This window comes from Pseudonocardia sp., from assembly GCF_025465255.1.
GTDB lineage: Bacteria > Actinomycetota > Actinomycetes > Mycobacteriales > Pseudonocardiaceae > Pseudonocardia.
On the sequence record NZ_JAODNI010000163.1, the window covers coordinates 1 to 7,025 of the forward strand.

Here is a 7,025-nt window from a genome sequence, read left to right on the forward strand (position 1 = left end):
GGCCAGGACCGGGCTGCGCCCGCCCGCCGCCGCGGCCGTCGCGTCCCGGGCCAGCGCGCCGCCGCCGGCCAGCGCCTCCAGACAACCGATGTTCCCGCACCGGCACACCACCTCGGCCGCCTCCGGAACCGCCCCGCCGAGCGAGATGTGCCCGATGTCCCCGGCACAGCCCTGGGCGCCGCGGTGCAGCTGTCCGCCGGAGACCAGCCCGGCGCCGATCCCCGTGCCGATCTTGACGTAGATCAGGTCCGCCACGTGGCGCGCCAGCCCGCTGCGGACCTCGCCGAGCGCCATCATGTTCACGTCGTTGTCCACCCAGACGGGTGCGTCGTACCGGGCGGCGAGACGGTCCCGGACGGGATGGCCGTCCCAGCCCGGCATGATCGGCGGCGCCACGGGCCTGCCGGACGCGAACTCGACCGGCCCCGGCACGCCGACCCCGACCCCCCAGACCGGGGCGGGCGGGCCCTCGGCCAGCAGCGCGTCGAACAGCTTCTCCACCCGGCCCAGAGTCGCGTCCGGCCCGGCGGCGACGTCCCACGTCTCGGCCCGGTGCCCGAGGAGCTCCCCGGCCAGGTCGGTGAGGCCCGCGGTGATGCTCGTGGCCCCCAGCTCGGCGACGAGGACGATTCCCGCGTCGGCGCGGAAGCGCAGCTGGCGGGGTGCGCGGCCGCCGGTGGAGGGCCCGAGCGGGCCTTCGGCGACGAGGCCGCTGGCCAGCAGCTGGCCGAGGCGCTGGGTCACGACCGTGCGCCCGAGGTCGGCGCGACGGGCCAGCTCCGGCCGGGTCCGCGCCTCGCCCGAGCGTATGAGGTCGAGCAGGGTCACCAGGCCGTCGAGCTGGTCCGGTGCGATCCCCGGCTCCGCCATCGTCCTCCCCTTCGCGCGTGTGGCTGACGGTTCCGAGCGTAAGCTATTGACTTCTGTTTGTAACGAACATTAGCGTGCTCGCATCGGTCCAAAGGAGGAGCGGGCATGCGACTCGGCTACCACTCGATCACCTGGGGCGGCGTCACCGGCGACGCGTCGGGGGTCACCAGCGTCAAGGACCTCGTCTACCGCGTCCCGGGGGACATGCACCGCGCCCTGCGCGACATCGCCGCGGCCGGGTACGAGGGCGTCGAGATGTTCGACGGCAACGTCGCGGAGCTCGCCGACGCGGGCCTGGCGGAGCTGCTCGACGAGACCGGGCTCGCCCTGGTCGGCGTGTACACCGGCGCCAACTTCATCTACCCGGACATCCTCGACGACGAGCTGTACCGGGTCCGGCGCGCCGCGGAGCTCGCGCAGCGCTTCGGCGCCGAGCAGCTCGTCGTCGGGGGCGGGGCCCGCCGCGCCGCCGGCACCACCGACCTGGACCACGACCGGCTCGGTGCGGCCCTCGACACCGTCGCCTCGATCGCGGGCGAGCACGGCCTCTCCGCCTGCTACCACCCGCACCTGGGCACCATCGTCGAAGGACCGGACGAGGTCGAGAAGGTCTTCGCCCGCACCCGGATCGGCTTCTGCCCGGACACCGCGCACCTCGCCGCGGGCGGCGGGGACCCGGCGGCGCTGATCCGTCGCTACCCGGACCGCATCCGGCACGTGCACCTGAAGGACCTGCGGAACGGCGCGTTCCTGCCCCTCGGCGAGGGCGACGTCGACTTCGACGACGTGCTCGCCGCGGTCCGCGAGGTCGGCTACGACAGCTGGCTCCTCGTGGAGCTCGACTCCTACGACGGCGACCCGGCCGACGCCGCCCGGATCAGCAAGGCGTTCCTGGACGCCCACCTGCCCAAGGCGCTCGCGTGAGCGGGCGCGTCCGCGGCCGCGCCGTCGCCGTCGCGGCCGCCCTGCTCGTCGCCCTCGCCGGCTGCGCGAGCACCGGCACGGCCGCCCCGCCGCAGCGCGGGTACCCACCCGCCCAGCAGGCGCTCACCGCCCTCGCCGGCACCGTCCTCGCCACCGGCCCCAACGGCGAGACCCCGGCCAGGGCGGACTCGGTGAGCCTCACCCCGGCCGAGATCGAGCAGGTCCGCGCGAAGAAGGCCACGGCCGCGATCGTCATGCACTACACCGGCGACGGGTGGACCGACGCCCAGATCGCGGGCCTGCGCCAGCAGTTCGACGAGCTGGGCATCGAGGTCGTCGCCGTCACCGACGCCAACTTCGAACCCGACCGCCAGGTCTCCGACATCGAGACGGTGCTCGCGCGCAAGCCGGACATCATCGTCTCCATCCCGGCCGACCCGGTGGCCACCGCGGGCGCCTACAAGCAGGCCGCCGCGGCCGGCGTGAAGCTCGTGTTCATGGACAACGTGCCGCAGGGCATGGTGGCCGGGAAGGACTACGTCTCCGCGGTCTCGGCGGACAACGTCGGCAACGGCGTGGTGGCCGCGCACCTGATGGCCGACGCGATCGGCGGGAAGGGCGAGATCGGTGTCGTCTTCCACGAGGCGGACTTCAAGGTCACCCGCCAGCGCCTGGAGGGCTTCGAGCAGACGATCGCGAAGGACTACCCGGACATCCGGATCGTCGACCGCAAGGGCGTCACCGGGCCGGACTTCGCCGGGCAGGCGCAGGCCGCGGCCACCGCGATGATGGTCAAGCACCAGGAGCTGGCCGGGATCTGGGGCGTCTGGGACGTCCCGACCGAGGGCGTCATCGCCGCGGCCCGCGCGATCGACCGCTCGGACCTGGCGATCACCACCGAGGACCTCGGCCCGAACGTCGCCATCGCGCTGGCCTCGAACCAGTACGTGACCGGACTCGGCGCCCAGCGGCCGTTCGACCAGGGGCTCACCGAGGCGAAGCTCGCCGCGTACTCGCTGATCGGCAAGCAGGCACCGCCCTACGTCGCGCTCGACGCGCTGCCGGTGACCCACGACAACGTCCTCGAGGCGTGGCGCGAGGTCTACCACTCCGACCCGCCCGCGCAGGTCACCGAATCGCTCAGGGGAGGCCGGTCATGACCGCAGACGCACTTCGTCCCGCGGAGGCGCCGTCGGCGCCGGCGATCGAGATGACCGGGATCGAGAAGGGCTTCGGCGGCTCCCCGGTGCTGAGGGGGGTGGACTTCGGCCTCGAGACCGGCGAGGTGCACGCGCTCGCCGGCGGGAACGGGGCCGGCAAGTCGACCCTGATGAAGATCCTCCAGGGCGTGCACCGCCCGGACGGCGGCACGATCCGCGTCGCGGGCCGCGAGGTCGCGTTCTCCGCCCCCAAGGACGCCGAGGCCGCCGGCATCGGCATGGTGTTCCAGGAGTTCAGCCTGGTGCCCACGCTGACGGTGGCGCGCAACGTCTTCCTCAACCACGAACCGCGCCGCTTCGGCCTGATCGACGACGCCGCGATGGTGCGCCGCACCCGGGAGATCCTCGCCGGGATGGGCGTCGACCTCGACCCGTCGACCCCGCTGCACACGCTCTCGACCGGCTACTGGCAGCTCACCGAGATCGCGAAGGCCCTGGCGCTGGACGCCAAGGTCCTGATCATGGACGAGCCGACCGCCAGCCTGACGAAGACCGAGTCCGAGGCGCTGTTCGCGCTGATCGAGCGGCTCAAGAGGCAGGGCGTCTCGATCGTCTACATCTCCCACCGGATGGAGGAGATCTACCGCATCTGCGACCGGATCACCGTCCTCCGCGACGGCGGGGTGGTCATGACCGAGCCGATCGCGGACGTGACGCCGGAGCGGATCGTCGAGGCGATCGTCGGGCGGCAGATGGAGAACGCGCTCGAGTGGGAGGAGCGCGCCGCATCCGACGGGCAGGGCCCGCCGCTGCTGGAGGTGCGGAACCTGACCGCGGCCAACGGCGTCACGAACATGTCGTTCTCCCTGCGGGCCGGGGAGATCCTCGGCCTGGCCGGGCTGATGGGCAGCGGCCGCACCGAGCTCGCGAGGCTGATCTTCGGGATCGACCGGCCCACCTCCGGCGAGATCCTGCTGCGCGGAGAGCCTGCCGGGATCACCAACCCGCGGATCGCCATCGCCAAGGGGATCGCGCTCGTCCCCGAGGACCGGCGCCTGCAGGGCCTCGTCCTCACCCACGCCGTGCGGGACAACCTGCTGCTGCCCGCGCTCGGCGGCCTCACCCGGGCCGGGTTCGTCGACGACCGGTCGGGCGACGGCCTGGCCGCCCGGTTGATCGAGCGGCTGCAGATCCGGCTCTCCTCGCCGAAACGGCCGGTGAACCTGCTCTCCGGCGGGAACCAGCAGAAGGTCGTCATCGGCAAGTGGCTGGGCCGCGACCCCGACGTGCTGATCCTCGACGAGCCCACGGCGGGTGTCGACATCGGCACGAAGACCGAGATCATCCAGCGGATCCGCGAGCTGGCCGACTCGGGCAAGGCCGTCATCGTCATCTCCTCCGAGCTGGCGGAGCTCCTCGCCGTCAGCGACCGCGTCCTGGTCCTGCGGCGCGGCACCGTCACGGCAGATCTCGACCGGCGGGACATCGCCGACGAGGAGTCCCTCCAGCTCGCGATCCAGGGAGTCTGAACATGTCAACCTCGACCCTCGACCCCACCCCGGTCGGCACGAAGCCCGGCGGGCCGCTGCGCGGCCTCGACTGGCGCAACTACGCGATCTACATCGGCTTCGTCGTGGTGTTCGCGCTGTTCGCGATCCTGCTGGGCGGCGACGGCTTCCTCACCGGCACGAACCTGCTCAACATCTTCCGGCAGACGGCGATCATCTCGATCATGGCCGTCGCGATGACGTTCGTGATCGCCTCGGCGCAGATCGACCTGTCGGTCGGGTCGACGGCGGGCCTGTCCAGCGTCGTCGCCGCACTGGCGATCGCAGGAACGGGCAACACCCTGCTCGGCGTGCTGGCCGGACTCGGGGTCGGCCTGGGCATCGGGATCGTCAACGGCGGCCTGGTGACGTTCCTCGGGATGCCGTCGTTCCTGGTGACGCTGGCGATGCTCGGCATCGCGTTCGGGCTGGCGCAGTTCATCACCACGTCCGCCCCGGTGCCGATCCTCGACGACACGTTCAACGCGATCTTCGGCGGTGGCAACATCGGCCCGATCCCCGGGCTGCTGGTCTGGACGGTCATCGCCGTGGCCGTCGGCGCGGTCGTGCTGGCCAAGACCCGCTACGGCCGCCAGGTCCTCGCCACCGGGGGCAACCGGGTGGCGGCCGAGTACAGCGGCGTGAACACCAGGCGGATCACCTTCACGGTGATGCTGGTGTCGTCGCTGGTGGCGTCGATCGCCGGGATGCTCTACGCCGGGCGCCTGGAGTCCGGCCGCTACCAGTGGGGCACCGGCGACGAGCTCTCCGTCATCGCGGCGGTGATCCTCGGCGGGACCTCGCTCTTCGGCGGGGCCGGCAGCGTGATCGGCGCGCTGTTCGGCTCGCTGCTCATCGGACTCATCAACAACGGCCTGATCCTCGCGGGCCTCGACAACAGCCAGCAGCAGATCATCCGCGGCCTGATCATCATCGTCGCGGTGGCGCTGGCGCGGAAGAAGTGATGACGGATCGAATACGCGCCGGGATCATCGGCGCCGGCTTCATCGGCACCGTGCACGCGCACGCCGTCCGCGCCGCGGGAGGTGTGGTGACGCGGGTGGCCGCGTCGAGTCCGGAGCGGTCGGCTGCGGCCGCCGCCCGGCTCGGCGCGCTCGCCCCGGCGGACACCGGCGCGGACCTGATCGACGCCGACGACGTCGACGTCGTGCACATCTGCACCCCCAACTCGCTTCACGTGCCGCTGGCCCGGCGCGCACTCGCCGCGGGCAAGGCCGTGGTGTGCGAGAAGCCGCTGGCCACGGCGCTGGACGACGCCCGCGCGCTCACGGCGGAGGCCACGGGCGCGACGGCCACCGTGCCGTTCGTCTACCGGTTCTACCCGGCGGTGCGCGAGGCCAGGGCCCGCGTCGAGGCCGGGGACGCCGGGCCGCTGCACCTGCTGCACGGCGCCTACCTGCAGGACTGGCAGGCGGGCGGCGCGGGCGCCGGCTGGCGGGGCGACGCGGCCGAGGGCGGGGAGCACGGCGCGTTCGCCGACATCGGCGTGCACTGGTGCGACCTCGTCGAGTTCGTCAGCGGGCACCGCATCACCCGCCTGCTGGCGCGCACGGTCGGCGGCGGGACGCGCACCACCGTGCAGTTCGAGACCGACGGCGGCGCGGCGGGGTCGGTGGTGGTCAGCCAGACCGCGATCGGCCGCCGGAACAGCCTGCGCTTCTCCCTCGACGGCGAGCGCGCCGCGTACGGCTTCGACCAGGAGCGCCCCGAGGACCTGTTCGTCGGCGGCATGGACGGGAACCTGACCGTGCACCGCGGCTCCCCCGCCACGTCGCCCGCGGCGCAGCGCTTCTCCCTGCTCCCGCCCGGGCATCCGCAGGGCTACCAGGACTGCTTCAACGCCTTCGTCGCCGACACCTACGCGGCGATCGGCGGCGAGGCCCCTGACGGCCTGCCCACCTTCGCCGACGGCACACGGGCGGCCGCGCTGACCGACGCCGTGATCACCAGCTCGACCACACGGACGTGGACGGAGGTCCCTGCATGAAGCTCGGTTTCCTGACCGCATGCCTGCCGGATCGGTCACTGGCCGACATCGCCGCCTGGGCGGAGTCGCGGAAGTACGAGGCGCTCGAGGTGGCCGCCTGGCCCGACCTCGGCGACAGGCCGTTCACCGCCACCCACCTCGACGCCGCGGGGTTCGGGGAGAAGGAGGCCGACGAGACGCGTGCGCTGTTCGAGAAGCACGGCCTCACGCTCAGCTCGCTCGCCTTCTACGACAACAACCTCCACCCCGACCCGGCCGAGCGGCAGGCGATCAACGACCACGTCCTCGCCTGCATCGACGCCGCCGCTCTGGTCGGCTGCCCCACCGTCGGCACGTTCATCGGCCGGCACCCCGGGAAGTCGGTCGCCGAGAACCTGCGCGAGGCCGAGCAGCTCTTCCCGCGGCTGGTGGACCGCGCCGGGGAGAAGGGCGTCAAGCTCATCATCGAGAACTGCGTGATGGAGGGCTGGCACCCCGACGGCTACCCCGGCAACCTCGCCTACTCCCCCGAGCTGT

Annotated in this window: 7 protein-coding genes; 6 read left to right on the forward strand and 1 reads right to left on the reverse strand. The window is 72.6% G+C overall.

What is annotated here, in order from left to right; all coding sequences use genetic code 11:
* The coding region (locus JWP64_RS19305) for an ROK family protein (RefSeq protein WP_297499129.1) at positions 1 to 870 on the reverse strand (870 nt) is incomplete at its 3' end.
* A gap of 105 nt (positions 871 to 975) precedes the next feature.
* Between JWP64_RS19305 and JWP64_RS19310 the strand changes: the two genes are divergently transcribed.
* The 6 genes from JWP64_RS19310 to JWP64_RS19335 all read left to right on the forward strand — a co-directional run.
* On the forward strand, positions 976 to 1,794 hold the full coding sequence (locus JWP64_RS19310; protein ID WP_297499131.1) for a sugar phosphate isomerase/epimerase: 819 nt from the start codon (positions 976 to 978) through the stop codon (positions 1,792 to 1,794).
* The gene (locus JWP64_RS19315; protein ID WP_297499133.1) at positions 1,791 to 2,954 is read left to right on the forward strand and encodes a substrate-binding domain-containing protein; all 1,164 of its coding nucleotides are present in this window, start codon (positions 1,791 to 1,793) and stop codon (positions 2,952 to 2,954) included. Before JWP64_RS19310 ends, JWP64_RS19315 begins: the two co-directional genes overlap by 4 nt.
* Positions 2,951 to 4,483, forward strand: a complete 1,533-nt coding sequence (locus JWP64_RS19320) for a sugar ABC transporter ATP-binding protein (RefSeq protein ID WP_297499135.1) — start codon at positions 2,951 to 2,953, stop codon at positions 4,481 to 4,483. Before JWP64_RS19315 ends, JWP64_RS19320 begins: the two co-directional genes overlap by 4 nt.
* 2 nt (positions 4,484 to 4,485) lie before the next feature.
* A complete protein-coding gene (locus JWP64_RS19325) occupies positions 4,486 to 5,466 on the forward strand; it encodes an ABC transporter permease (protein ID WP_297499137.1) in 981 nt (326 codons plus the stop codon).
* A complete protein-coding gene (locus tag JWP64_RS19330) occupies positions 5,466 to 6,509 on the forward strand; it encodes a Gfo/Idh/MocA family oxidoreductase (protein WP_297499139.1) in 1,044 nt (347 codons plus the stop codon). Before JWP64_RS19325 ends, JWP64_RS19330 begins: the two co-directional genes overlap by 1 nt.
* The coding region (locus JWP64_RS19335; protein ID WP_297499141.1) for a TIM barrel protein at positions 6,506 to 7,025 on the forward strand (520 nt) is incomplete at its 3' end. The genes JWP64_RS19330 and JWP64_RS19335, both read left to right, overlap by 4 nt.

Coding starts and splice junctions, on each gene's coding strand:
- JWP64_RS19310 (WP_297499131.1), top strand. CDS start 976: ATGCGACTCGGCTACCACTCGATCACCTGGGGCGGCGTCACCGGCGAC.
- JWP64_RS19320 (WP_297499135.1), top strand. CDS start 2,951: ATGACCGCAGACGCACTTCGTCCCGCGGAGGCGCCGTCGGCGCCGGCG.
- JWP64_RS19325 (WP_297499137.1), top strand. CDS start 4,486: ATGTCAACCTCGACCCTCGACCCCACCCCGGTCGGCACGAAGCCCGGC.
- JWP64_RS19330 (WP_297499139.1), top strand. CDS start 5,466: ATGACGGATCGAATACGCGCCGGGATCATCGGCGCCGGCTTCATCGGC.